General features: G+C 68.7%; 24 protein-coding genes. 21 read left to right on the top strand and 3 right to left on the bottom strand.

Going from position 1 to position 23,703, the window contains the following annotated elements; translation table 11 throughout:
* Positions 1-169: 169 nt before the first annotated feature.
* From AB2385_RS04340 to AB2385_RS04310, 7 genes are all read left to right on the top strand, one after another.
* Positions 170-3,454: a DNA polymerase III subunit alpha gene (locus tag AB2385_RS04340; protein ID WP_367653710.1), complete on the top strand. Its 3,285-nt coding sequence runs from the start codon at positions 170-172 to the stop codon at positions 3,452-3,454.
* Positions 3,455-3,537: 83 nt separating this feature from the next.
* A complete protein-coding gene (locus tag AB2385_RS04335; protein ID WP_367653709.1) occupies positions 3,538-3,987 on the top strand; it encodes a YchJ family protein in 450 nt (149 codons plus the stop codon).
* Positions 3,988-4,183: 196 nt separating this feature from the next.
* Positions 4,184-5,692, top strand: a complete 1,509-nt coding sequence (locus AB2385_RS04330; RefSeq protein ID WP_367653708.1) for an LCP family protein — start codon at positions 4,184-4,186, stop codon at positions 5,690-5,692.
* Positions 5,693-5,832: 140 nt separating this feature from the next.
* Positions 5,833-6,273 carry a Fur family transcriptional regulator gene (locus tag AB2385_RS04325; RefSeq protein WP_367653707.1) on the top strand — a complete coding sequence of 147 codons (441 nt, stop codon included), beginning with the start codon at positions 5,833-5,835 and terminating at the stop codon, positions 6,271-6,273.
* Positions 6,274-6,386: 113 nt separating this feature from the next.
* Complete coding sequence (locus AB2385_RS04320; RefSeq protein WP_367653706.1) at positions 6,387-7,454, top strand: metal ABC transporter substrate-binding protein; 1,068 nt, start codon at positions 6,387-6,389, stop codon at positions 7,452-7,454.
* Between the two features lies 1 nt (position 7,455).
* Entirely contained in the window at positions 7,456-8,235 is a 780-nt protein-coding gene (locus tag AB2385_RS04315; protein ID WP_367653705.1) for a metal ABC transporter ATP-binding protein, read from the top strand.
* A complete protein-coding gene (locus tag AB2385_RS04310; protein WP_367653704.1) occupies positions 8,228-9,037 on the top strand; it encodes a metal ABC transporter permease in 810 nt (269 codons plus the stop codon). Before AB2385_RS04315 ends, AB2385_RS04310 begins: the two co-directional genes overlap by 8 nt.
* 144 nt (positions 9,038-9,181) lie before the next feature.
* Here AB2385_RS04310 and AB2385_RS04305 read toward each other — a convergent pair whose 3' ends face one another.
* Both AB2385_RS04305 and AB2385_RS04300 read right to left on the bottom strand, forming a co-directional pair.
* Positions 9,182-10,444: a putative glycoside hydrolase gene (locus tag AB2385_RS04305; protein ID WP_367653703.1), complete on the bottom strand. Its 1,263-nt coding sequence runs from the start codon at positions 10,442-10,444 to the stop codon at positions 9,182-9,184.
* A 90-nt stretch (positions 10,445-10,534) separates the two neighbouring features.
* Complete coding sequence (locus tag AB2385_RS04300) at positions 10,535-11,158, bottom strand: hypothetical protein (protein WP_367653702.1); 624 nt, start codon at positions 11,156-11,158, stop codon at positions 10,535-10,537.
* Positions 11,159-11,552: 394 nt separating this feature from the next.
* Here AB2385_RS04300 and AB2385_RS04295 point away from each other — a divergent pair, with 394 nt between their 5' ends.
* Entirely contained in the window at positions 11,553-12,407 is an 855-nt protein-coding gene (locus tag AB2385_RS04295) for an SDR family oxidoreductase (RefSeq protein WP_367653701.1), read from the top strand.
* 50 nt (positions 12,408-12,457) lie between these two features.
* On the opposite strand, the gene AB2385_RS04290 is transcribed toward AB2385_RS04295, so the two are convergent.
* A complete protein-coding gene (locus AB2385_RS04290) occupies positions 12,458-13,039 on the bottom strand; it encodes an acyl-CoA thioesterase (RefSeq protein WP_367653700.1) in 582 nt (193 codons plus the stop codon).
* A 238-nt stretch (positions 13,040-13,277) separates the two neighbouring features.
* On the opposite strand from AB2385_RS04290, the gene tdh reads away from it, so the two are divergent.
* The 13 genes from tdh to spoIIIAF all read left to right on the top strand — a co-directional run bounded on the left by tdh (position 13,278) and on the right by spoIIIAF (position 23,702).
* Positions 13,278-14,333: an L-threonine 3-dehydrogenase gene (gene tdh, locus AB2385_RS04285; RefSeq protein ID WP_367653699.1), complete on the top strand. Its 1,056-nt coding sequence runs from the start codon at positions 13,278-13,280 to the stop codon at positions 14,331-14,333.
* A gap of 24 nt (positions 14,334-14,357) precedes the next feature.
* Positions 14,358-15,539, top strand: coding sequence for a glycine C-acetyltransferase (locus AB2385_RS04280; RefSeq protein WP_367653698.1), 1,182 nt, complete (start codon positions 14,358-14,360; stop codon positions 15,537-15,539).
* Positions 15,540-15,596: 57 nt separating this feature from the next.
* Positions 15,597-16,799: a rhomboid family intramembrane serine protease gene (locus tag AB2385_RS04275; protein ID WP_367653697.1), complete on the top strand. Its 1,203-nt coding sequence runs from the start codon at positions 15,597-15,599 to the stop codon at positions 16,797-16,799.
* Positions 16,800-16,890: 91 nt separating this feature from the next.
* Positions 16,891-17,334, top strand: coding sequence for a type II 3-dehydroquinate dehydratase (gene aroQ / locus AB2385_RS04270; protein ID WP_367653696.1), 444 nt, complete (start codon positions 16,891-16,893; stop codon positions 17,332-17,334).
* Positions 17,335-17,346: 12 nt separating this feature from the next.
* Entirely contained in the window at positions 17,347-18,420 is a 1,074-nt protein-coding gene (locus AB2385_RS04265; protein WP_367653695.1) for a M24 family metallopeptidase, read from the top strand.
* A 78-nt stretch (positions 18,421-18,498) separates the two neighbouring features.
* Positions 18,499-19,056 carry an elongation factor P gene (gene efp / locus AB2385_RS04260; protein ID WP_367653694.1) on the top strand — a complete coding sequence of 186 codons (558 nt, stop codon included), beginning with the start codon at positions 18,499-18,501 and terminating at the stop codon, positions 19,054-19,056.
* 118 nt (positions 19,057-19,174) lie between these two features.
* A complete protein-coding gene (locus AB2385_RS04255; protein WP_367653693.1) occupies positions 19,175-19,579 on the top strand; it encodes a CD1247 N-terminal domain-containing protein in 405 nt (134 codons plus the stop codon).
* 130 nt (positions 19,580-19,709) lie between these two features.
* Positions 19,710-20,672, top strand: coding sequence for a stage III sporulation protein AA (gene spoIIIAA, locus AB2385_RS04250; protein ID WP_367653692.1), 963 nt, complete (start codon positions 19,710-19,712; stop codon positions 20,670-20,672).
* Positions 20,669-21,190 carry a stage III sporulation protein SpoIIIAB gene (spoIIIAB, locus tag AB2385_RS04245; protein ID WP_367653691.1) on the top strand — a complete coding sequence of 174 codons (522 nt, stop codon included), beginning with the start codon at positions 20,669-20,671 and terminating at the stop codon, positions 21,188-21,190. The genes spoIIIAA and spoIIIAB overlap by 4 nt, the downstream gene beginning before the upstream one ends.
* A gap of 16 nt (positions 21,191-21,206) precedes the next feature.
* On the top strand, positions 21,207-21,404 hold the full coding sequence (spoIIIAC, locus tag AB2385_RS04240) for a stage III sporulation protein AC (RefSeq protein WP_367653690.1): 198 nt from the start codon (positions 21,207-21,209) through the stop codon (positions 21,402-21,404).
* Between the two features lie 42 nt (positions 21,405-21,446).
* On the top strand, positions 21,447-21,833 hold the full coding sequence (spoIIIAD, locus tag AB2385_RS04235; RefSeq protein ID WP_367653689.1) for a stage III sporulation protein AD: 387 nt from the start codon (positions 21,447-21,449) through the stop codon (positions 21,831-21,833).
* An 11-nt stretch (positions 21,834-21,844) separates the two neighbouring features.
* The gene (gene spoIIIAE / locus AB2385_RS04230; RefSeq protein ID WP_367653688.1) at positions 21,845-23,044 is read left to right on the top strand and encodes a stage III sporulation protein AE; all 1,200 of its coding nucleotides are present in this window, start codon (positions 21,845-21,847) and stop codon (positions 23,042-23,044) included.
* Positions 23,045-23,048: 4 nt separating this feature from the next.
* On the top strand, positions 23,049-23,702 hold the full coding sequence (gene spoIIIAF / locus AB2385_RS04225; protein WP_367653687.1) for a stage III sporulation protein AF: 654 nt from the start codon (positions 23,049-23,051) through the stop codon (positions 23,700-23,702).
* The last annotated feature ends 1 nt before the right edge of the window (position 23,703 follow it).

Here is a 23,703-nt window from a genome sequence, read left to right as displayed (position 1 = left end):
GAAACTCCGCAGGCGGACGGTGCGGCGCAGCGGAGCGAACTGCGCAGCGAGCACGCCCGTCCGCCGAGGAGCATTACCGCTGTTCACGCGGCCGTGGCGCCGAGCCCCGCTGCCCCGGTGGTACCTGCGCTTCAATCGGGGAACCGTGCGCGAAGGGGGTGTACCGTCCATGAGCTTCGTCCACCTGCACGTGCACTCGCCGTTTTCGTTCCTCGACGGCGCCTCCCGGCTGGACGACCTGATCGCCGAGGCAGCCCTGCAGGGCATGCCGGCCCTGGCGCTCACCGACCACAACAACGTGTCGGGGGCGGTGCGCTTCCAGCGCAAGGCCCAGGAGGCCGGTATCCAGCCGATCCAGGGTGCCGAGCTCACCCTGGAGGGCGGCCACCACCTCACGCTGCTGGCCACCGGGCCGAAGGGCTACGCCAACCTGAACCGGCTGATCACCGCCGCACACCTGGGACACGAGCCCCGCTCCGCGCCGGGGGCGATGTTCGCCCTCGCCCCGAACCACGACCGGCTCCAGCCGGCGTGCCCCCTGTCGGCCCTGACCCACGACACCGACGGGCTGATCGCGCTCTCGGGCTGCCGGCGGGGCGAGATTCCGTCTCTGATCCTCCGGGGGCGGCTGGCCGAGGCGGAGGCCGCGGCCCGGCGCTACGCCGCCTGGTTCCCCGGCCGCTTCTACCTGGAGCTGCACGACGAGCGGCTGCCCGGCGAGCGGGCCCTGAACCGCGCTTTACGCGACCTGGGCGAGGCCCTCGGCCTGCCGCTGGTGGCCACGGGCAACGTGCACCACCGCACGCGCGAAGAGTTTTTCGTCCACGACCTGCTCACCTGCGTCCGCACGCTCACCCGGATCGACCAGCCCCACCCGGAGCGGCCGCTGAACGACCAGCGCTACCTGAAGCCGCCGGAGGTGATGGCCGAACACTTCCGGGATTTCCCGGAGGCGGTGAAGAACACCCTCGCCATCGCTGAGCAGTGCCGGCCGGTGCTGGACCTGCACGCCCGGCTCTATCCCGAGTTCCAGACGCCCGACGGGTCGCACCCCGCCGCCTACCTCACGCGCCTGGTCTACGACGGGGCAGCCCGCCGCTACGGGCGCATCACCGAGCGGGTCCGGCGCCGGCTCGAGCACGAACTGGCCATCATCACCCGGCTGGGCTACGAGGACTACTTCCTGCTGGTCTGGGACGTGGTCCGCTTCGCCCGGGAGCGGGGCATTCGCTGCGCCGGACGGGGCTCGGCCGCCGACTCGGCGGTGGCCTACTGCCTTTTCATCACCGACGTGGACGCGATCGAGCGCGGCCTGCTCTTCGAGCGCTTCATGTCGCTGGAGCGGGCCGAGAAGCCCGACATCGACATCGACTTTGACGCCCGCCGGCGCGACGAGGTCGCGGCGTACGTCTACCGTAAGTACGGGGCCGACCACGTGGCCTCGGTCTGCACCTACAACACGTTCCAGGCCCGCTCGGCGGTGCGGGACCTGGGCAAGGCGATGGGCTTCCAGGAGGCGGAGCTGGACTTCCTGGCCAAGCGGATCCCCTGGCATGTCGGAGCCGACGAGATCCTCACCATCATCAGCCGCTATCCCGAACTGCGCCAGTCGGGCATTCCCTGGCACAAGTTCGAGCAGCTGGTCCAGGCGGCGGAGCGGATTGCCCGTTTTCCTCGCTTCATCGGCACCCATCTGGGCGGGCTGGTCATCTCCCGCCGGCCGCTCCTGGAGGTGACGCCGCTGCAGATGGCCGCCAAGGGGCAGGTGGTCTGCCAGTTCGACAAGGAGTACGCGGAGGACCTGGGGCTGGTGAAGCTGGACCTGCTCTCGCTGCGGACGTTTGCGGCCATCGACGACGCGGTGCGTGCCATCGGCGACCTGGACTACGAGCAGATCCCTCACGGCGACCGGGCCACCTACGAGATGCTGGGCGTGGGCGAGTCCATCGGCGTTTTCCAGCTGGAGTCGCCGGCGCAGCGGGCCCTGCAGGCCCGGCTGAAGCCCGACCGGTTCGAGGACATCGTCGCCTCGGTGGCCATCATCCGCCCCGGGCCGATCAAGGGGAACATGGTGGAGCCTTTTCTCGCCCGCCGCCACGGGGAGGAGGAGGTCACCTACCTGCACCCCAAGCTGAAGCCCATCCTCGAGAAGACCTACGGCGTGGTGCTCTTCCAGGAGCAGGTGATCGAGATCGCCACGGCGATCGCCGGCTTCACCCCCGGCGAGGCGGACCAGTTGCGCCGGGTGATGACCCACGCCCGCAATAAGGAGGACATGGAGGCCATCGGCCGCCTCTTCCGCCAGAAGGCGGCTGCGGCCGGGGTGGAGCCGGCGGTGGCCGACACCATTTTCTCCTACATCCAGGGCTACGCTTCGTACGGTTTCTGCGAGGCGCATGCCGCGGCGTTCGCCAACACGGCCTACAAGACCGCCTACCTCGTGCGCCACTACCCGGCGGAGTACTTCGCCGCGATCATGTCCGCAATCCCGATGGGCTACTACCCCATCAACACCCTGGCGGTGGAGGCCCGGCGGCGCGGGGTGGGCCTCCTGCCGGTGGACATCAACCGTTCCGACGCGGCGTTCACCGTGGAGGAGTGGACGCCGGAGGCGTGGATGGCCTTCTGGGGGACGGAGCCCTTCGCCCCCGAATACCCGGCCACGGGCAAGGCGATCCGCATCGGCCTGAAGGCGGTGAAAGGGGTGGGGGAGCCGGTTGCCGCGGCGATTGTGGCGGCCCGGGGCGCACAGGAGTTTCGGTCGCTGGCGGACCTGGTGCGCCGGACCGAAGGCCGGCTGCAGCGGGGGCCGCTGGAGGCCCTGGTGCTGGCCGGCGCCTTCGACCGGCTCGAGCCCAACCGGCGGGCGGCGCTCTGGCAGGTGGCCCGCCTGCTGGAGGCGGAGCGGCTCCGGCAGGAGCGGGGGGCGGAGCAGGTCACGCTGCTGGACGGCGACTGGCCCGGGGTTCCGGGCCGGGACGCGCCGGGCGCAGCGCCGCGGCCCGAACAGGCCGCAGAGTTGTGGGGCGTGACAACGGGAGTCCCCGCCATCGCCGACTTCAGCCCGGCCGAGCGCTACCTGAAGGAGTACGAGCTCACCGGGCTGATGGTCCGCACGCACTTCATGCGCTTCGTGCGGGAAAAGCTGGACCGGGAAGGGTACCTCCCCGCGGCGGAGGTGCGACGGCGGCGGGCGGGCGAACTGGTGAAGGTGGCTGGCCTTCCGGTGTGCCCGCACCGACCGCCGACCCGGTCGGGCAAGATCGTCGTCTTCCTCTCGCTGGAGGACGAGACGGGGCTGGTGGATCTCACGGTGTTTGAAGATGTTTACCAGCGCTACGGTCACCTGATCTTCACCGACCCGCGCCCGCCGCTGGCTGCGCTGGGGCGGGTCGATCGGCGGGGCGGGCATGTCTCCGTCACGGTGAACCGGCTCAAGCTGTTGGATACTTGACGGGCATACTATACTGGATTATGTGCGGTCGCGCCGAAGGGCACGGCCTCATACGTCACTTGTCGATCTGTGAGGTGGACCTGTTGCGTAAAGTCGGACGGAACGATCCCTGCCCCTGCGGAAGCGGCAGGAAGTACAAGACCTGCTGCGGCATCTACCACGCCGGCATCCGGTATCCCGATACCGTGGAGCAGCTGATTCGAAGCCGCTACACGGCCTACGCCATTGGAGACGTGAACTACCTCTACCGTACGACACACCCCAGCAACGAAGCAGTGGTGGGAAAGACGGAGGAGCAGTACAAGCGGGAGACCTTGCTCTATTGCCAGCGGGTAGACTTCACCGGCCTGACGATTCACAGCACCGAGCCCGAGGACGAGGGTGGCATCGCCCACGGCACGCTGACGGCTCGGTACCGCATCGCCGGCGGGCCGGAGGATTTCTTCACCGAGCGGTCGGAGTTCGTCCGGGTGGACGGCCGGCTGCTCTACCTGAACGGGACGGAGATCGAGACGCCCGCTGCAGACGACTGAGCCGCAGAAAACGGCGGTCCCGACCTCGGGGCCGCCGTTTTCTGCCTGCCGGGGCCTCGCACCTGCTTGCGAAACTGGGGTTGGCCGCTGCTCGTCAAAGTAAAGTAGGCTGCTTCAGGGAGATCCTGCTATAGGTCACAGCAATTATATCTGCTATAGTAGTACAGGTTAACACTACAGACGAGGAGGGAGGCCCGTGTTCCCTGGTTCCGACCTCCGCAAGCGGAAGCGCCAGCGCAGGTACCTGCGCCTGTTGATCCCGCTTGCTGCCATCCTCGCTTTCGTCGCTGCCGCCCGGGCTCTCTCCCTGTATCGGCCGTTCGATAAGCCCGCCACGACCAACCCCGGCGTGGCGGAGGAAATCCCGGGTGAGTCCGGGACCCTGGAGACGCTGCCGGGCGACCTGCAGACCTTCCTCGTGATGGGCGTGGACACCGACGAGGGCGAGTACGGCCGGTCCGATTCGATGGTTGTGGTGTCGTTTGACCCCAAGAAGCAGCGGCTCGCACTGCTTTCCGTCCCGCGGGACCTGTGGACGGACATACCGGGTCGCGGGTACGACAAGATCAACCACGCGTACGCCTATGGCGGCCCCGCCCTGGCGGTGGCCACGGTCGAGCGACTCCTGGGGATCGATATCGACCACTGGATTTCCATCAACTTCGACGGGTTCGTCCAGGTGATCGACGCCCTGGGCGGCGTGGAGGTCAACCCGCCCAAGCCGCTCTACTACGTGGACCCGTACGACTACCGGGTCGGCCCGAACGGGCTGGTGATCGACATCAAGGCCGGGCCGCAGGTGATGGACGGGGAGACCGCGTTGAAGTACGCCCGGTTCCGGAACGACGCGGAGGGCGATCTGGGCCGCATGCGGAGGCAGCAGGAGATCATCCAGGCTGCGGTGAAGAAAGCGGCCAGCCCCGGCGTCATCACCCGGGCGCCGCAGCTCATCTCGGCCCTGTATAACACCATCACGACCGACCTGACCGTGGGCGACCTGGTGGCGCTGGCCACCAAGGGACGGCAGGCCATCGCGAAACCCCTTCAGACCGGCGCCCTCAGCGGCGACGCGTACATGATCGACGGCGTCTTCTACTTCGGCGCTGACCTGGTGGAACTGCGGACCCAGGCTTACGAACTGCTGGTCGGGGAGCCGCCAGGCGACGCCTTCCTGGAGAAGGCACGGGCCGACAACGAGGTCTACCAGGCCGCTCTGTCCGAGGCGTACGCCCGCTCCCTGGCGGCCGCCCAGGCCCAGGAGCAGGAGGAGGGCGAGGGCGCCGAAGGCGACGGCACCGAAGGCGACGGTGCGGAGACGGGCGAGGGCGATGCGGAAGGGGACCGCGGTGACGCCGGTGAGGGCGAAAATGGCACCGGTGAAGCGGGTGAACGAGAGGATGACGGCGACGCAGGGTCCGATGAGTCGCCGTCCCCCATCTCCGTCAACCTGGTGGACGCGACGGGCCAGGGCGTCGCGCAGGACTTCGTGGACCGGCTGGAGGCCGCCGGCTTCGAGGTGAGTCGTGTCCATGTGAGCGCGGCTGTGCTGCCGAGCACCGTGGCGGTGGTGCGGACGCCTGGCCTCGACGTTTCCGAGGAGCTGTTCAGCGTGGTTCCCGTGCTGGAGTACCGCGTGGAGCCCGATCCGGCCGCCGAGCACGACATCGACCTGGTGCTGGGCACGGACGTCCTGGACGTCCTGTAACACCGGCAGAGAGCGCCTGCACGCCCGGGCCCCTGGGAGGGCCCGGGCGGCGCCGCGACTATGGCTTGACACGGGGAGGTTCGCCCGCTAGACTCCAAATAGGAATTTTCCTGGATGGGTGCCGAAGGGGAGGAGAGCCGATGACGGTTGAGGAGGTCCTGGGACGGCTCAAGGAGATGGGCTGCAAGCTGACGCCGCAGCGCCGGCTGATCGTCGAAGTCCTGCTGAACGCGGGCGACGCGGAGCTCACCGCCGACGAGATCTACCAGCAGGTGCGGGCGACGTATCCGGAGGTGGGCCTCGACACCATCTACCGCAACCTGCGCCTGATGGGGAAGCTGAACGTTGTTACCGAGGTGAAACTGCCGGGCCGGAACGCCCAGTACTCCCTCAACCGGACCGCACACAACCACATGCTCGTCTGCCTTGAGTGCGGCACGGAGATCCCGCTGGCGCACTGCCCCATCAAGGAGCTGGCGGCGGTGGCGCGGGAGCAGCACGGGTTCGTCATCTCGTCTCACCGGATCGAGCTGTTTGGCTACTGCCCGGCCTGCGCCGCAAACAATAAGAATCCTACTTGACAGTAGTCCTATTTGCGGCGGATAATCCCGTTCGAGGGTGTACTGCGCTCTTCTTGCCAGCGACAAGGGGGATTTTCTGCGTGAGGATGCGCCGTTCGGCCTGGAGTGCCTTGATGGCGCTCGTTCTTCTGTTGGTTGCCGGGTGCGGCGGCGTCGGGGGGTCTGGCGCCGCCGGCACGGCCTTTGCTGCAGACGGCCGCCTGAAGGTGGTCGCCAGCATCTATCCGGTCTATGAGTTTGCCCGGGCTGTGGGAGGAGACCGCATCGACCTGGTGCAGCTGGTGCCCCCCGGCGCCGAGCCCCACAACTGGGAACCGTCGGTGCGGGACATCCGTACCCTGAATGCGGCCGACGTGTTTCTCTATAACGGTGCGGGCCTGGAGCACTGGGTCGGCCAGGTGCTGGCGTCGCTGGACAACCGGGAGCTGCAGGTGGTGGAGACCAGCGAAGGGTTCGCCCTTCTGGACGTTGCCGGGCACGAGCACGGCGAGGACGGCGAGGCGACGGAAGGGGCTTACCCCGAGCACGAAGCAGACGGCGACGCGGTGGACGTCCTGGGCCAACCAGATGAGGAGAGCGGCCACAGGGCCGCCGGCGGGGAGGAAGCCAGAGACGCGGCCGCCACCGCCGGCAGTGATACGCACGACCACGGCGACCTCGACCCGCACGTGTGGCTCGACCCCGCCGGGGCGGCCCACGCGGTGGCCCGGATCCGCGACGCCCTCGCCGCCGCCGACCCCGAGGGCGCCGACTACTACCGGGCGCGGGCGGCAGAGTACCTCGCGGAGCTGGACTCGCTGGACCAGGATTTCCGCGCGGGCCTCTCCCAGTGCCGGCGGCGGGTTTTCTTCACCACTCATGCGGCCTTCGGCTACCTGGCCCACCGGTACGGGCTGGAGCAGCGGGCGGTGATGGGTCTCTCCCCCGACGCCGAGCCGACGCCCGGGGCCCTCAGGGCCGTGGTGGAGGAGGCCCGGGAGCAGGACGTGCGCTACATCTTCTTTGAGACGCTGGCCAGCGACAAGGTCGCCCGGGTCGTGGCCCAGGAGGTGGGCGCCCAGACGCTGGTGCTGAACCCCTTTGAGGGGCTTACGCCCGAGCAGGTGGCGGCGGGTGAGAACTACTTCAGCATCATGCACCAGAACCTGACCAATCTGCGCACGGCATTGGAGTGCGATTGAGATGACGGCAACCCCTGTGGTCGAGGTGCGGGACGTCAGCTTCTGCTACGGAAAGGAGCCGGTGCTGGACCGCGTGAGCCTTTCCGTTCCCCGCGGCGAGTACCTGGGCCTGATCGGCCCCAACGGTTCGGGCAAGACGACCTTGCTCCGGCTGATGCTGGGCATCCTGCCCGTCCCGGAGGGCGAGATCCGGCTGTTCGGGACGCCCGTGCCGCGGTTCCGGGAGCGGTGGCGGGTGGGCTACGTGGCGCAGAAGGCGGCCTCTTTCAACTCGGCCTTTCCGGCGACCGTTGCCGAGGTGGTGAGCACGGGCCTTGCGGCCCGCCGGAGACTCTTCCGCCGGCTCACGGCGGCCGACCGGCAGGCGGTGGAGCAGGCCCTTGACCGGGTGGGCCTGCTGCCGCTCAAAGACCGGCTGATCGGCCACCTCTCCGGCGGGCAGCAGCAGCGGGCGTTCATCGCCCGGGCGCTGGTGAGCCGGCCGGAACTCTTGATCCTGGACGAGCCCACCGTGGGGGTCGACGCCTCCGCGGAGGCGCAGTTTTACCAGCTCATCCGGCGGCTTCGGGCGGAGATGGGCCTCACGGTGATCCTGGTCTCCCACGACATCGGTGCGGTGGCCCACGAGGTCTCGGCCCTGGCCTGCCTGAACCGGCGGCTCTTCTACCACGGCGATCCGGCGGACTTCGGCACCGAGGAGCAGCTGTGCGAGCTCTACGGGCACCCGATGATCCCCATTCACCACCACCATCACCACGGGGAGGGCGCGTCGGATGCTTGAGATGCTTTCGCTTTCGTTCATGCAACGCGCCTTCGCCGCAGGGTTGATCGTGGCCGTGGTGGCCCCGGCTATCGGGGTCTTCCTGGTGCTCCGGCGGCTGGCGCTGTACGGCGACGCCCTCTCGCACGTGACCTTGGCCGGCGTGGCGGCCGGCCTGCTGGCGGGAGCCTACCCCGTGGCCACGGGGCTGGCCTTCGCCGTGGCCGCCTCGCTGGGGATGGACTGGCTCCGGCAGTCGTACCGGAAGTACAGCGAGATGGCGGTGGCGGTCGTGCTGGCCGGCGCCCTGGCGCTGGCGGTGATCCTGCTCTCGCTGGCCGCGGGCAGTGCGGGCGAGATCATGGCTTACCTGTTCGGCTCGATCGTCACGGTGACCGCGACCGACGTGTACCTGATCGCTGCGCTGGGCGCAGCGGTGCTGTGCGGCCTCTTCGCCCTGTACAAGGAACTGTTGGCCACCACGTTCGATGAGGAGTATGCCGCCGTCGTGGGCCTGCCGGTCCGCGCGCTCAACGTGGTTTTCTACGTGCTGGTGGCCCTGACGGTGGGCGTGACAATGCGGGTGGTGGGCGCCCTGCTGGTCTCCTCGCTGATGGTGGTGCCCGTGGGTGCGGCCCTGCAGGTGGCCCGTTCGTTCCGTGGCGCGCTGGGCCTCTCGATCGGGTTCGGGATCATCGCGGTGGTGGTGGGCTTGAGCCTCGCCTACACGCTCAACCTCGCCCCGGGCGGTACGGTGGTCTTCACTGCCGTGCTGATCTTGTTGGCGGCCACGGGGTTCAAGCGGATCGCCCGCGGCGGGTGACGCGGGCGAGGGAATCGAGGGCGGCTTCTCCAGGTCACGGTGCCGGCCAGAACCGCCGGTCGCCTGTCGGGGAGCCTGGTTCAGACATAAAGGGTAACGAAATGAGCCACGCCTTTGCGGGTGCGTGGCTCATTTCGTTACCAATCACCTGAACGAGACCTCCCGAGTGTACTTGTTGGACGGATCCCACAGCATGAACGACTCGATGCCGAGGTCCTTCAGCGCCTGCACCTGGGCCATCACCTCGGCGGGGCCGTAGGAGATGCCGCCCAGGGAGAAGTCCTGAATCCACGGCCGGTGCTTCTCGATGGGGAGCCCCTCCGTACGCTCCAGCGCCTTCTTCATCGAGTTGTAGACGGTCTCGTACGGGTTGGCGTTGGGGTTCTCGAGGCCGTAGGTGTACGGCGCGTAGTGGGAGGGGTAGACCATCGGGGCGATGTAGTCGACGATCTCGGCAATCTGCCGGTAGTCCTGGCCGATCTCCATGTCGTCGCCCTCGGCCACCGAGGTGGTCAGGCCGAACACGTCAGCGCCGACCACCACCCCCAGCGGCTTCAGCTCGGTCATCGCGTAGCGCAGGAAGTCGTTGATGGGCTTGGTACGCTGCTCCGCCGTGGTGTCGTGGCCGTTGTAGCCCTCCCGCAGGTGCTCGGAGTAGCGGATGTAGTCGAACTGGATCTCGTCGACCCCCGCGGCGATGGCCTCCTTGGCCACGTCGATGTTGTACTTCCACACGTTCTCGTTCGCTGGATCCATGAAGGAGTAGGCGCCGCCGTCAAAGCCGGGAATCGCCCACTCCGGCCGGCCCTTGTAGAGCCACTGGTCGTTCATCACCACGATGCGCCCCGCCACCCAGAAGCCCCGGTCGTGGGCCTCCTCCACGAATGCCTTCAGGTCGGCGATCTTGCGCATGTTGGCGCCGATCTCCTGCGCCAGCGGGATGTCGGACTCCCACGAGAGGTAACCGTCTTCGGCCTTCAGGTCCAGCACGATCGTGTTGATGCCGGCCTCCCAGGCCCAGTCGAGGAGCGGCCAGACCAGGTCGGGCGAGCCTGCGTACCAGCCCGAGAGGTGGAGCCCCCGCACCGGATTGGGCATCGTGCGGGCAGGCGTCTGCGGTTCGTTGGACTCTGCCGGTTCGGTGGGGTCAGGGGGCTCCGTGGGTTCGGCAGTCCCTTCGGTGCTGGTCTGCCCGCCCGCCTCGCCGGGCTTCGGCGCCTCGGCGGAAGGGTTCGCCTCTCCGGGGTCGGTGTTGTTCCCGGGGGCGGGGGTCGTGACGCCGCCTATGGGCAGCTGGCCCGAGGGGCCCGTGGGCGTGGCACTGCCGGACGAGTGCGCACAGCCGGTGAGGAGCAGGGAGAGAATCAAAGCGGAATTGAGAAGTGCGGGCATAACCGGTTTACGCATGAGACATCCTCCGGTTCCGACCATGATATTCATTAGACGAACCTGGGGGAGCTCAAGTTTGCGCATGTGAGCAATATACACCTGACAGTTTCACACAGGATGCGCGTACGTGCGGGGATCCGCAAGCCGGGGCTGCATCGCCCGCTGGACCGACGGCGTGTCGCCGGCGCCGCCCATCTCGGCCACGAGCCGACGGATGAGCGCCTCGGCCTCGGCCCACGAGTGCACCCGGTAACAGTCATGGAAGTCGCGGTTGTAAGGGTAGTCCATGAGAATGCGGATCGCCGGGTGGTTTTGCAGGTTCTTGGGGGCGTCGTCGAACATGAAGTCGCCGCGGACCAGGTCTTTCCGGTAGGTGATGACGACGTTGCCGCGGGGCACCATCGGCAGGTGCTTGCGCACCCACGCGATCTTGTCGCCGGCCGCTTCCCTGGGGCTGGCGGTGACCACCACCAGCTCGCAGAGGCGGGCCAGGCGCTCCAGGGACTCGATACAGCCCTCGATGGGCTCCAGGTCGGCGAAGAAGCCGGGGCGGTTGAGGTAGTGGTAGATGCGCTTGCCGCACTCGGGCTTCACGAACCGGTCCCAGTTCCACGCGGTGATGTCTTCCAGCCGCAGGTTGTCGTTGTAGTCGCGGTTGTAGACTTCGAGCCACTTCTTGGCCAGGTTGCAGCAGATGCCGTCCAGGTCGAAGAGCAGGACCGGCTTCGCCACGGCGTCCGTCACCTCCACGTGCTAGTAGACAGTATTATGCCCGTTGGGAACCGGGCAGCAGCGAGGGCGGGCGCCGTCAGTTTCGAGCAAGGCATCCTGCGTGCGGGACCGCAGCAGGACCGGACTGAGGGCCGGGTCGGAAGGGCGGCACGGCGGCCCCCGGGAGGAGAATGGCAATCCACGTGGGGTGTGGGTCGCACAGACGGCGGGAACGCTATGAGGCAGCGACCCAGGCCCGGTGGGCTCGTTCCGGGGTTTGGTTATGTGACATAAGACTTGACAAACTATACCAAGATGCTAAACTTAGGATAACCAAAGTAACGTATATTACGGTCGTACTCAGTAGACGGATGAACTCTCCTGAATGTTGGTCTGTGCGAAAGGGGGAGAGCGTATGCGGGAGTTCCCGAAAGAGGTTGTTGCGATTACTGGCGCGGGCGGTATGGGCCTGGCCATCGCCCGGCGGCTAGGTCCCGGCCGGCGGGTCGTCATCGCCGATTACTCGGAGGAGGTGCTGACCCAGGCCGAGGCGCATCTGAAGGGCGAGGGACACGACGTCCACGCCGTGCGGACGGACGTGTCGGATCCCAAGTCCGTGCGCGCTCTGGCAGAGACGGTCGAACGGCTGGGCAAGTTCCGGTACCTGGTACACACGGCGGGCGTCTCGCCGGTGCAGGCGCCGCCTGAGCGCGTGGTGGCCGTCGACGTGGTCGGCACCGCCCTGGTGCTGGACGAGTTCTACCGGCTCGCCGGGCCCGGCACCGTGGCCGTCTGCATCGCCAGCATGGCCGGCGCCATGGCCCCCCTGCCGCCAGAGGTGGAATGGCAGCTCGCCACCACGCCCACGGCGCAGCTGGCCTCGCTGCCCGTCCTTGACCCGTCCCAGCTCGACCGGGGTGCGGCCTACAGCATCGCCAAGCGGGCGAACCAGCTGCGGGTGCAGTGGGCGTCGCTGGCGTGGGGCCGCAAGGGTGCGCGCGTGGTCTCGGTGAGCCCCGGCTTGATCTCCACGCCCATGGGCCAGCAGGAGCTGAGCGGGCCCTCGGGCGAGGCGATCCGGTCCATGATCGCCGCGTCGGGCACGGGGCGCGTTGGCACCCCGGACGACATCGCGGCCGTCGTCGAGTTCCTGGTGAGCCCCGCGGCGTCGTTCATCACGGGCACCGACCTGCTGGTGGACGGCGGCGCCGTCGCCGGGGTGCGGTATGCCCGGGCCGGGCAGGAACACCGGATGGTCGGCGACGACTAGCCACTCTGAACACAGCGGGACCCGCCCGTTCGGGGCGGGTCCTGTCGCGTTCAGCACGTGCTCCCCCGCCGGGCGAGCCGCAGCCGCCGCCGCTCCTCGGCCTCCGCGAAGGCCTGCCGTTCCTCCTCGGTCTCGAGCAGAAGCGGCGGCACGGGTGCAGGCTTGCCGGTCTCGGGGTCCAGCGCCACGAAGCAGGCGAAGGCGGTGGTGGTGTGGCGCCGCTCGCCCACCGTGGGCGACTCGCAGTAGACGTCCACCTGTACTTCGAGGGACGTCCGGCCGGTCCACGTCACCCGGGCCTTCAGGATGCAGACCTCCCCGATGTGCACAGGGGTGAGGAAGTCCACCGAGTCGAAGCAGGCGGTGACGCAGGGGCGTCCGGCATGCCGCATCGCCGCGATGCCCGCCGCCACGTCCATCAGGTGCAGCAGCCGCCCGCCCAGCATGTTGCCCATCGGATTGGCGTCGTTGGGCATCACCAGCTCGGTCATCTCGCAGGCCGACAGGCGGGAGGGCTTGGGCTGCAGGGAAGGGTTCACCTGGTACATCGGGCCGATCTCTCCTCGCTTGCGCTTCATCATCCCGTAGTGTGCGGCAATCGCCGCGGCCGGCTGCGCGGTGGCACCACGCACGGCGTCCGGCGCCCGTCCGGCGCGGCTGCTCAAACGGTGCCGCGGTCAGTGATGATTAGCCGCCCGCCGGTCGGATTCCTTCCAGCATTGGACCATGCGTGTCTAGAATTTCAGACGGATTCCTGCGGTCGCGGCGGGCCACTCCCTTGCGGCCCAGGTGATAACTGGGATACAGTAGTTACGGATATGGCAACTCGCACCTGCCGCCGGCGGGCGCACTGGAGAGGGGTGGTTCGTTGTGGCTGAGTTGATGCGGGCTTTGCGGAAACTGGAGGCCGGCCCTGGCGCAGCACTGCAGCAGGTTCCGATCCCCACCGTCGGGCCCCGGGACGTGCTCGTGAGGGTGCGGGCCGCCTCGATCTGCGGCACGGACTACCACATCTACTCCTGGGACCCCTGGGCTGCGGGGAGGGTGAAGCCCCCGCTGACGATCGGGCATGAACTGGCCGGCGAGGTGGTGGCCGTCGGCCGCGAGGTGACGGCCTGCAAGGTGGGCGACTACGTGTCGGCGGAGAGCCACATCGTCTGCAACCAGTGCCCCCGCTGCCGGGTAGGGGAGTACCACCTCTGCGAGCACACCCGGATCCTGGGCGTGGACACCGACGGCGTCTTCGCCGAGTATGTGGCTATCCCGGAGCAGAACGTCTGGGTCAACGACAAGGACATCCCGTTCGAACTCCAGTCCATCCAGGAGCCGCTGGGCAACGCCGTCCACACCGCCCTGAGCGGCGACCTCACCGCCCGGTCGGTGCTCGTCACCGGCTGCGGCCCCATCGGCATCATGTCCGTGCCCGTGGCGAAGATGGCCGGGGCCGAGATCGTGATCGCCATGGACGTGAACGAGTACCGGCTGGAGCTCGCGGGCCGGCTCGGCGCCGACCTGCTGATCAACCCCATGCGGGAGGACCCGGTGGAAGTGGTCCGGGGGGCGACCCGGGGCTACGGCGCGGACGTGGTGCTGGAGATGTCCGGCAATCCCTCGGCCATCCGGCAGGCCCTGAAGGCGGCCCGCAACGGCGCCCGCATCTCGCTCCTGGGCCTTCCCGGCCGGCCGCTGGAGCTGGACCTGGCGGCGGACGTGATCATGCGCGGCCTGGTGCTGCAGGGCATTACGGGGCGCCGGATGTGGCAGACCTGGTACCAGGTGCGCTCGCTCTACCGGGCCGGGCTGGCGGAGCGGCTGCGCCCGCTCATCACGCACCGGCTGCCGCTGGAACAGGTGGATACCGCCATGGAGCTGATGGGTTCGGGCCGGAGCGGCAAGATCGTGCTCGTGCCCGACCTGAAGGCGTGATACCCGCACAGGAGGTGGATCCGCATGGCGCTGACCGATTTCCTCGTCGAGGAGCTGAACAGCCTCAAGCAGGCCGGGCTCTACCGCCCCCTGAAGGAGCTGCAGTCGCCCCAGCGGCCCCGGTCGGTCATCGACGGGCGGGAGGTCATCAACCTCTCCAGCAACAACTACCTGGGCCTGGCGGACGACCCGCGCCTCAAGGAGGCGATGATCGCCGCGACCGAGAAGTACGGCGCCGGGTCGGGCGCGGTGCGCACGATCATCGGCACCATGACGATTCACAATCAGCTGGAGCGGAAGCTGGCGGAGTTCAAGCACACCGAGGCCGCCGTGGTCTTCCAGTCGGGCTTTACCTGTAACTCCGGCGTGATCCCGGTGCTGGTGGGCGAGGGCGACGCCGTGATCTCGGACGAACTGAACCACGCCTCCATCATCGACGGCTGCCGGCTGTCGAAGGCGAAGATCCTGCGGTACAGGCACGCCGACATGGACGACCTGGCGCGGGTGCTGAAGGAGAGCGACGGCCAGTACCGGCGGCGGCTGATCATCACCGACGGCGTCTTCTCGATGGACGGCGACATCGCCCCGCTGCCCGCCATCGTGGAGCTGGCCGAGAAGCACGGCTGCATGACCTACGTCGACGACGCCCACGGCTCCGGCGTGCTGGGGCAGAACGGCCGGGGCACGGTGCACCACTACGGTCTCAGCGACCGGGTGACCGTGCAGGTAGGCACGCTGTCGAAAGCCGTGGGCGTGCTGGGCGGCTACGTGGCCGGCCCGCGGGCGCTGATCGAGCTGCTCTGGCACAAGGGCCGTCCGTTCCTGTTCTCGACCTCCCATCCCCCGGGAGTGGCGGCGGCCTGCCTCAAGGCCATCGAGATCATGGAGCAGGAGCCGGAGCGGATCGAGCGGCTGTGGGAGAACACGCGCTACTTCAAGCAGGGGCTGATCGATCTCGGCTTCGACACCGGCCATTCCCAGACCCCGATCACGCCCGTGATCGTGGGCGACGAGGTGAAGGCCATGCGCTTCTCCGACCGGCTCCTCGAAGAGGGCGTCTTCGCGCAGGGCATTGCCTATCCGACCGTGCCGCGGGGCAGGGCGCGGGTCCGCACCATCGTCACCGCGGCGCACACCCGGGCCGACCTGGACGAGGCCCTGGCCGCCTTCGCCAAGGTGGGCCGGGAACTGGGGCTCATCCCGTGACTGCAAATCCGTTCGGGCCCGAGCTGCGATGAGCCGGGCCCGGCTTGGAGGTGGGTCGTGAACTACGCAGCATACGTCAACACGGTATCGCAGCAACTGGCCGGGCTGGGCTTCGCCCCAGCCCCGGTGCCCGCGGACCTGGAGCCGCGGCTCTCCCTGGCGGTCTCCCGGAAGGAGCCGTGGGGCCTGCTCCTCCTGGCCCTTCCGTCTGGCCTGAACCTGGAGGCGCAGGAGGAGCGGGAGGCGCTGGTGCGGGACTGCGCCGCCTGGGTGCGGGACCGCCGGGGGGAGGAGTCGTGGCAACTGATCTTGCTCTTTCCCTTCGACCGTCCGGTCACGGAGGAGGAGGCGGCCGCCGTCGCCTCCCTGCGGGAGCAGGATCCGGAGGGCAGGTGGGGGGTGCTCCCCTGGAGCGCCGACCTGGACGTGGGGCTGCTGGACCAGCACAAGGGCTTTCCCCCGGTTGACCCCGAGATTGCGCGCATCCTCACCGAGGTGCCCGAGCCGCCGGCCGCCCCGGCGGCGCAGTGGGCGCGGGGGCAGGGGCCCGTGCAGGTGCGCCGGTGGATCGCTCCCCACGACTTTCCCGCCACACGGGTCATCCTGGCGCTGACCAGCGCGTACTACCTCTGGACCGTACTGCAGGGCGGCGGCCTGCCGGCGCTGGTCGACGGCCCCGACGCGCAGGCCCTGGTGCTGTGGGGTGCGAACTTCAGCGTGCTCACCCTGCTCGAGCGCACCCAGCAGTGGCGGCTGCTCAGCCACCTTTTCCTCCATGGCAACGCCATGCACCTGGCCTTCAACATGTGGGCCCTGTGGCAGGTGGGCCGCTACATCGAGGCGGCCTACGGTTCCGGGCGCATGCTCTTCATTTATATGGTGGCCGGCGTTGCAGGCGGCGCGGCGTCCGCCGCCCTGAGGCCCTCGTGGGTGCTCAGCGTGGGCGCCTCCGGGGCCATCCTGGGGCTGATGGGGGCCCTGGTCTACTTCGCCACCACGGTCCGGCACCGGCGGGTCGACTGGTACGGCATCCTGATGCCGGTGGCGATCAACCTGCTGTTCGGCCTCGTCTATGCCCGGGTGGACAACTACGCCCACTTCGGCGGTTTTCTGGGCGGCCTTGCCGCGGCGTTCGTGGCCGGCGTGCCCGGGGAGCGGGGCGGCTGGCGCCGCATCGCCATGCCGGCCGTCCTCGTGCTGGCGTTGCTGCTGGTGGCGGGCGTCATCCCGCTGCGGCACATCAGCCTGCTCTTCCCGTAGGCCCCGCCCGGCACCGCGGCGCCCCTTGCGCGCCGGTGCGATATTCTGGTACGATAATGCAGGTTTTGGATGCGGAGGAGGTTAGCGCCTGATGCGGATCCTGGTCATCCACGGGCCGAACCTGAACCTCCTGGGCACGCGTGAGCCCGAGGTCTACGGTTCCGTCACCCTGGCGGAAATCGACGGCGCCCTCCGCAGCCTGGGGGCGGAGCTGGGGGCCGAGGTGGACGCCTTCCAGTCCAACCACGAGGGGGCGATCATCGACGCCATCCACGCCGCCCGCGGCCGCTACGACGGCATCCTGATCAACCCAGGCGCCTTCACCCACTACTCCCTGGCCATCCGCGACGCTGTCGCCGCGGTGGGCCTGCCTGTGGTGGAGGTGCACCTCTCCAACATCTACAAACGTGAGCCGTTCCGGCACCGGTCTGTCATCGCCCCGGTGGCGGCCGGCACCATCGCCGGCTTCGGGGCGGATTCGTACCGGCTCGGTCTCCGGGCTCTGGTGAACCTGCTCCAGGCCGGACGCAGCTAGGGGGGATCGATGATGGCGGAGGACCGAATCGCCCGCCTCAGGGCAGCGCTGGCCGAGCGCGGCCTCGACGGGCTGGTGGTTGTCAAGCCCGAGAACCGGGCGTATCTCAGCGGCTTCACCGGCAGCGCCGGCGTGCTCCTGATCACCCCTGAGCGGGCGGTGCTGATCACCGACTTCCGCTACACGGAGCAGGCGGCGGCACAGGCGCCTGCCTTTCAGGTGATGAAGCCCGAGTCCACCGACGAGGCCCTGATCGCCCGGCTGGTGGACGAGTTCGGGCTGAAGCGCATCGGCTACGAGGGCGACCACCTGACGGTGGACCAGTTCCAGACTTACAGGCAGGCGGTTTCCGGCTGCGAGTGGGTCTCGGTCACCGGACTGGTGGAGACGCTCCGCATGGTGAAGGATCAGACGGAGATTGCCCGGATGAGGCGGGCGGCGGAGATTGCCGACGAGGCCTTCGCCCAGATCCTGCCGCTGGTGAAGCCTGGTGCGGTGGAGCGCGACCTGGCGGCCGAGCTGGAGTATCGCATGAAGAAACTGGGCGCGGAAGGCGTGGCCTTCGAGACCATCGTGGTCTCGGGCGTGCGCTCGTCGCTGCCCCACGGGCGGCCCAGCGACAAGGCCATCGCCGCCGGCGACCTGGTCACCTTCGATTTCGGCGCCCTCTACGAAGGCTACTGCTCAGACATGACTCGCACGGTCGTCGTGGGGGAACCTACGGACAAGCAGCGGGAGATCTACAGCATTGTCCTGGAGGCGCAGAAGCGGGGCGTTGCGGCCTGCCGGCCGGGCATCACCGGCAAGGAACTGGACGACGTCTGCCGCAGCTACATCAAGGAGCGCGGCTACGGCGAGTACTTCGGCCACGGCACCGGCCACGGCGTGGGACGGTTTATCCACGAGGGGCCGCGGGTGAGCCAGCGGGGCGGCGATGTGGTGCTGCAGCCGGGAATGGTCGTCACCATCGAGCCGGGCATCTACCTGCCGGGCTGGGGCGGCGTGCGGATTGAGGACATGCTGCTGGTTACCGAGTCGGGGGCGGAGGTCTTGACACGCACGCCCAAGGAACTTCTGATTCTGTAAGGCTGTTCGGTATTCGCCCCCTCGGCAGGGGCGTGAAAGAGATTCTGGCGCAAACCGTTGAGCGGAGGGGACAGACCAGTGATTTCCGTTAACGATCTCCGGAACGGCGTGACCATTGAGATGGACGGCACGGTCTATCAGGTGATCGAGTTCCTGCATGTGAAGCCCGGCAAGGGGGCGGCCTTCGTGCGCACGAAGTTGAAGAACGTGCTGACGGGCGGCGTGATCGAGACCACCTTCCGCGCCGGCGAGAAGGTGCCCCTGGCCAACGTGGAGCGGCGGGAGTACCAGTACCTCTACGAGAACCAGGGCTCGTACGTCTTCATGAACACGGAGACCTACGAGCAGGTCGAACTCACCCGCGACCAGGTGGGCAACGCGCCGAACTTCCTGCTGGAGAACATGCTGGTGCAGATCGTCACCTGGAACGGCCGGATCATCGGCGTTGATCTGCCCAACACCGTCGAGCTGAAGGTCGTGGAGACGGAGCCCGGGTTCAAGGGCGACACCGCTACCGGTACCTACAAGCCGGCCAAGCTGGAGACGGGCTACGTGGTGCAGGTGCCGCTCTTCGTCAACGTGGGCGACGTGCTGAAGATCGACACCCGCACGGGCGAGTACCTGTCGCGGGCGTAAGAGCGAGTGTTCGACGGAACGCAAGGCGAGCGCGAGTGTGCGTTCGCCTTGTTGTGTTTTCCGGTCAACCGGGGCAGACTACTGCGGGAGACCATGCTTGCGGAAGGAGGAGCACAGGATGAACGACCTTCGTTCCCGAGTGGCCTACCTGCAGGGTCTCGCGGAGGGGCTGGATCTGGACGTCGGCAGCGCGGAGGGCCGGGTCCTGAGCGGCATCCTCGAGGTGCTCGACGAGTTCGCGGCGGAGCTGGGCGAACTCGCCGAGTTTCACGGCCAGCTGGCCGATTATGTCGACGAGATGGACGACGACCTGTCGGCCGTGGAGGCCGAGGTCTACAACGACCAGGAGGTCATCTTCGTCCCCGAGGCGGCGCTGGTGGAGGATGAGGACGGTGTGTCCATGATCCGGTGCCCCGAGTGCGGTGAGACGGTGGGCGCAAGCGCCGGGCAGATGGCATCCGATGAACTGGAGGTGACGTGCCCGGTCTGCGGCTGCCGGATGGAGGCCGACGAGGACGACTAGAAGAAGACAGCGGGCGCGGCTCTCGAGGCGGGCGTACAGCCTGCCTCGTTCTGTTATCTTCCCCCGCGCGGGTTCTCATAACGCGGGACAGGCTGGCATAGCATTCCTCAGCAGAAAGGGGGGAGGAGCGATGGTGCCGGGGGCGCTGGAACGGGAGATCCTGCCCCTCATGGCCCCCCGCCTGGCGGAGCTCGTGCGGCGGGCGGTGCCGGCGCTGCTCGGGCCGCTGGAAGAGATTCGGGTGCGGGCCGAGCGGCCGATTCAGTTGGTCTACCTGGGGGGCGATGCCTTCATCGCACCCGGCGGGCACCTGACCGCCGACCCTGCCCGGGCAGAGCGGGCCACGCAGGACGACCTGTTCCGCACCTTCCAGCTGATGGCCAGGGGCTCCGTCTACGCCTGGGAGGAGGAGGTGCGCAGCGGCTTCCTCACGCTCGAGGGGGGCCACCGGGTGGGGCTCTGCGGCCGGGCCGTGACGGAGGGCGGACGCATCCGGACCCTGAAGCAGGTGGCCAGCCTGAACATCCGCGTCGCCCGGGAGGTGCCCGGGGCGGCGGACCCGCTTCTGCCGCATCTGGTGCGAGGCGGGCGCTTCCTCTCCACCCTCCTGATCTCGCCGCCCCAGGCGGGCAAGACCACCATGCTGCGCGACCTGGTGCGGCAGCTCTCCACCGGCGTCCCCCGCCTGGGCCTGCCGGGGCTGAAGGTCGGCCTGGTGGACGAGCGTTCCGAGGTGGCCGGCTGCCGGGGCGGGGTGCCCCAGCGGGACGTGGGGCCACGCACGGACGTGCTGGACGGGTGCCCGAAGGCGGAGGGGCTGATGCTCCTCATCCGGTCGCTGTCGCCGCAGGTGGTGGCGGCGGACGAGGTGGGGCGGCCCGAGGACGCGGAGGCTCTGATGGAGGCGCTGCACGCCGGCGTGGCCGTGCTGGTGACGGCCCACGGTTCGGGGCTGGCCGACCTCCGCAAGCGGCCCGCCGTGGCCGGTCTGCTCAAGTCCGGGGCCTTCGAGCGGGCGGTGCTGCTCAGCCGCCGACGCGGCCCCGGCACGGTGGAAGCGGTGCTCGACCTGGCGCGGGAGGGAGTGGCATGACGCTGAAGCTGATGGGCGCCCTGCTCACGCTGCTGGTGCCCAGCTGGATCGGCTTCCGCATCGCCGCCCGGTACGGGCGGCGCCCCGTGGAACTGCGGGCCTTCCAGAACGGGCTGGCGGTGCTGGCCACCGAGGTGGAGTACGGCGCCACGCCCATGCCGGACGCCCTGCTGAGCGCCGCCAGGGCGGCGGGCGGGATCGCCGGCGCCATCCTGGCCGACGCCGCCTACCGGCTCCTGGAAGGGGGCGGCATCACGCCGGGGGAGGCGCTGCGGGCGGCCCTGGAGCAGCACCGGGAGGCTACGTGCCTCACGCCGGCCGACCTGGAGATCCTCACCGCCCTCACGCCGGTGCTGGGCGCCTCCGACCGGCGTGACCAGGTGCGCCACCTGCGCCTGGCCCTGGAGCGGCTGGTGGGCGCCGAGGCGGAGGCAGCCGAGGAGCGGCGCCGGTACGAACCGATGTACCGTTACGTGGGGGTTCTCTCAGGCCTGGCCCTGGTGCTGATACTGATCTAGGCGGAGGGTGAGCCCAGTGGATGTGCAGCTGCTGTTCCGCATCGCCGGGGTGGGCATCATCGTGGCGGTGCTGGCCACCGTGCTGAAGCAGGCCGGAAAGGATGAGCAGGGCCAGATGGTGACGCTGGTGGGGGTCCTGGTGGTTCTGATGATGGTGGTCTCGCTGCTGGGCAAGTTCTTCAACCTGGTGAAGGCGACGTTCGGCATGTACTGAGCGCCGGTCCGTCCGGTCCTCACCGCACGGGAGGAACGACCTGTGGAGATCGTGCAGATCGTGGGACTCGGCCTGCTGGCCGGGATGCTGATCAGCCTGCTCAGGCAGCACAAGCCGGAACTCGCGATGCAGCTCTCCATCGCGGCGGGCGTGATGCTCTTCATGCTGATGGTGGCCCGCGTGCTCCGGGTGGTGGAGGTGCTGCAGACGCTGGCGAGCCGGGCCTCGCTGGAACAGGCGCACATGGACACGGTGCTCAAGATCATCGGCATCGCCTACGTGGCGGACTTCGGGGCCCAGGTGCTCACCGACGCCGGCGAGCGGGCAGTGGCCACCAAGGTGGAGATGGCGGGCAAGATCATCATCATGCTGATGGCCGTGCCGATCGTCCTCGCCGTGCTCGACTCGATCCTGAAACTGCTGGGTTAGAGGTGGGGGCCTTGAAGCGAGTACGCTGGTGGCTGGCCGCGCTGCTCCTTCTCTGGGCGGTGGGCCTGCCGCCCCCGGTGAGGGCCGGCGGCGCGGCGGGAAGCGCCGCCCCGGGCGCCGAGGCGCTGCTGCTGGAGCAGGCCGCGGCCCTCGATACCAGCGCCATCGAGCGCTTCCTGGAAGAGGTGAACCGCACTTGGGAGGGCTACGGACCGCAGATCACCCTGAATGACTTCCTGCGGTTCTACCAGGGCGATGAGCCGGCGGCCTTCTCCCTGCGCAGCATCCTGCACGGCCTCCTGCGCTACTTCGTGCGGGAGCTTCTGGCCAACGCCGACCTGCTACTCAAACTGGTCGTGCTGGCCATCGTCGCGGCCGTCCTGGGGCAGCTGCAGACCGCCTTCAACGCGGACGCCGCCGGCAACGCAGCCTACTGGGTGATCTACCTGCTGCTGGTGGGGCTCGCCGTCACGGGCTTCGGGCTGGCGGTGGCCGCCGCCCGGCAGGTGATGGAGAGCCTGAACAGTTTCATGCTGGCGATCCTGCCCACCCTGCTCGCAGTGCTGATCGCCCTCGGCGGGGCGGCGACCGCCGCCATCTTCCAGCCGCTGATGGTGACGGTGCTCAACCTCACCAGCAGCGTCATGGTGACGGTGGTCTTCCCCCTGGCCTTCCTGGCGGCGGTGGTGGAGATCGTTTCGGGCCTTCACGAGAAGTACAAGCTCTCCAATCTGGCCGGCCTCCTGCGCCAGGTTGCGATGGTGACGCTGGGGTTCACCGCGACCATCTTCCTGGGCACCGTGGCGGTGAAGGGGGCGGCCGGAGCCGTGGCGGACGGCCTGGCCGTGAAGACGGCCAAGTTTGTCACCAGTTCCTTCGTGCCGGTGATCGGCAAGACGCTCTCCGATGCCACCGACCTGATCGTCGGGTCGTCGCTCCTCCTCAAGAACGCCCTGGGCATGCTGGGAGCGGCGGCGATCTTCTTCATCGTCGCCTTCCCGCTGCTGAAGATCCTCAGCGTCGCCTGGGTCTACCAGGTGGCCGCCGCCCTGGTGGAGCCGGTCGGCGCGGGGGACGTCGCCCGGATGCTGACGACCATGGCCCGCTCGCTCCACCTGGTCTTCGCCTCCGTCGCCATGGTGGCCCTGATGTTCTTCATCCTGATCGTAGTCGTCGTGGGTGCAGCCAACGTGACGGTGATGGTGAGGTGAGCACATGGCAGCGGTGACCGAGTGGGTGCGGACCCTGGTGGTGCTGGTCGTCCTGGCCTCGCTGCTGGAGCTGCTCCTGCCCATGGGCTCCATGAAGCGGTTCGTCCGGCTGACGATGGGGCTTCTGATCCTCCTGGGCGTGGCGCGGCCGGTGGTGGGTCTTCTGGGCGGGGAGGTGGCCTTCGACCCCGACCTGCTGCGGGACTCCGCGGCCGGCCTGCCCAGCATGAACGAGATCATGGCGGAGGCCCATCGGTTCCAGGAGCGGAGCCGGGCCTTGCTGGCGGCGGAGGTGGAGGAGCGGCTCAGGCGGCAGGCCGAGTCGGCGGCCCGGGCGGTGGACGGCGTGGCCGAGGCCCAGGTCGCCCTCGAGATGGGAGGAGGGCCCGCCCTGGAGTCGCTGCGGGTGGAGCGGGCCACGGTGGTGGTGCTCCTGGGGTCGCGCTTCGGACAGGTGCGGCCGGTGGAGCCCGTGCGGATCGGCAGGGCGGACGACGTGGCCGGCGGGGGTGCCGACCGGGCCCGCACCCGCCTGCCGCTGCCGGCGGAGGCGCCCCTGGCGGAGGCGGTGCGCCTGCAGGTGGCGGAGCAGCTGGGGATCGCGGACCCACAGAACGTGACGGTGCTGATTGAGGGCAGGGAGCGTTCGGGGAGGTAGT

Source organism: Symbiobacterium sp., from assembly GCF_040797425.1.
Classification (GTDB): Bacteria; Bacillota; Sulfobacillia; order Symbiobacteriales; family Symbiobacteriaceae; genus Symbiobacterium.
This window is presented reverse-complemented; position numbering and strand designations above follow the sequence as displayed.